Annotated in this window: 2 protein-coding genes; both read right to left on the reverse strand. The window is 35.2% G+C overall.

What is annotated here, in order from left to right; translation table 11 throughout:
* Positions 1-47 precede the first annotated feature (47 nt).
* Entirely contained in the window at positions 48-1,676 is a 1,629-nt protein-coding gene (locus DXA18_RS15385) for a recombinase family protein (RefSeq protein ID WP_009243027.1), read from the reverse strand.
* Positions 1,677-1,755: 79 nt separating this feature from the next.
* A complete protein-coding gene (locus DXA18_RS16400; RefSeq protein WP_002323371.1) occupies positions 1,756-1,878 on the reverse strand; it encodes a hypothetical protein in 123 nt (40 codons plus the stop codon).
* Positions 1,879-1,968 lie beyond the last annotated feature (90 nt).

Genomic DNA, 1,968 nt, shown 5'->3' on the forward strand with positions numbered 1-1,968 from the left:
TGATATGTATTCCCCAGTATATATGGGGAGTTAGAAATGTATTGAGATTAGATAGCCTTTTTCTCCAAGTCCTCACAGTAAACGCTTGAAAATAAATGTTCCAGCTCATTTCCGAAGTTGTATGAGATTTTAAGTTTGCGGTTTTCATAAACTGTTATCTGGTCTATCATTTCCACAATAATATCTCTGTCTAATTCTTCAATGTCTTTCAGTTCCAACAACCGCCTTAACCACGGTGTTTCAAAAACATCTTCTGTTACACTTTCCTTTTTCTTTTCTTCCAGCGTTTCAATCTGTTTGGAGTAAAGCGTTTCTTTTTGTTGATAGTCCTCTCGATAAGAAAGAAATTCTTCTTTAGAAATCAGTTCGTCTTTGTAATCTTCATAAATTGACTTTTTCAGCTTCTTCACTCTTTCAAGCTCTGCTTTTAACTTTGTCAGTTCTATGTCTGTTGATTTTCTGATCTTTGTTGCTGTGAAAGATTGTGATTTTACAAGTTCCTGCAAGTTCTCTACATTGCGGATAATCTGCTTTAAATCTCCCAGCACAATATCATTCAATACTTGAAACGGGAGCGTGTGCGGAGTGCAATAATCTTTTCCACTTCTTTTGTAAGTTCCACAATAGAATGAATAGGACTTACTTCCGTCAGCACGTCGCCAGAAATTTTTCATCATTGCCCGACCACAATCGCCACACTTGATAAAACCTGCAAAGATATTTTTATTTGTTTCTAAATCAATATCCCTATGCTTTTTCGTCAGCAGTTTTTGTACCTTATCCCACAGTTGACGGTCTATAATCGGTTCATGTGTATTTTCAACCCTTATCCAGTTTTCTTTCTCAACTGGACGCTGTTTGCTTCTCATACGTTGATGTTTCTTTCCTTGCACCATGTTTCCAATATAAAGCTCATTTTGTAACATCACTTTAATCGTGGAATACGTCCAATAAGAAGTTTTCTCTAAACGATTGCAATTTTTGTAATTTTCGCCGTTGAGCTTTTTATATTCCGACGGACAAAGGATACCCTCTGCATTTAGTATTTTGGCAATGCTTTGTTTTCCTATTCCTTGTGCATACATAGTAAATACTCTTTTTACAACTTCGGACGCATATTCATCAATCACAAGTTTATTTTTATTTGCAGGAGATTTCTTATAACCATAGCTTGTAAAAGCTCCGATAAATTCTCCTGCTTTCTGCTTTGATTTTACAGTCGCTTGAACTTTATTAGAAATATCTCTGGCATACTGTTCGTTGAATATATTTTTAATAGGAAGTAACATATCGTATGCCTGCTTCATACTATCAATATTATCTGTTACAGAAATAAAACGAACATTAAGCTCTGGAAATATTCTTTCCAAATATCGCCCCGTATCAATGTAATCTCGTCCGAAACGGGAAAGGTCTTTTACAACAACACAATTTACCTTGTTATCTTCAATGTCAGCAATCATTCTATGGAAGTCTGGTCTATTAAAATTCGTTCCCGTAAAACCGTCATCAATATAAACATCATATAAGATAAAGTCATCATGCTTGTTCACATATTCTGTTAAAAGTTTTCTCTGATTTCCTACACTATCGCTTTCTTCCTTATCTCCGTCCTCTCGTGATAATCTGATATAAATAGCCACGTTAAATAAGTTTGAACCTTTTTGATAAATCATTTTTCCACCTATTCAACTGCCGTACCTATGATAATATTATACCATAAAGTACGGCTTCTTTCCATTGTTTTCAAGGGTTTTACCCTCTTGATAGTCCTTTTTTTACATGAGATTTCACGATACGGACAAGCAATTCCTCTACGGAAAATTTACCTAAAAATTCCCGTTCTACGATATATTGTGCAGGTTCTTTTTTAGCCAAGTTATCAGCCCCCTTAGTCAGCTATCTATTCTCAACATACGCACATAGGCTTATCCAATATGCGTATTTTTCACAATGTTACAGAAGCAG

Origin of the sequence: Dorea sp. AM58-8 (assembly GCF_003464045.1) — a bacterium.
In the GTDB taxonomy this organism is placed as follows: Bacteria; Bacillota; Clostridia; order Lachnospirales; family Lachnospiraceae; genus Claveliimonas; species Claveliimonas ammoniilytica.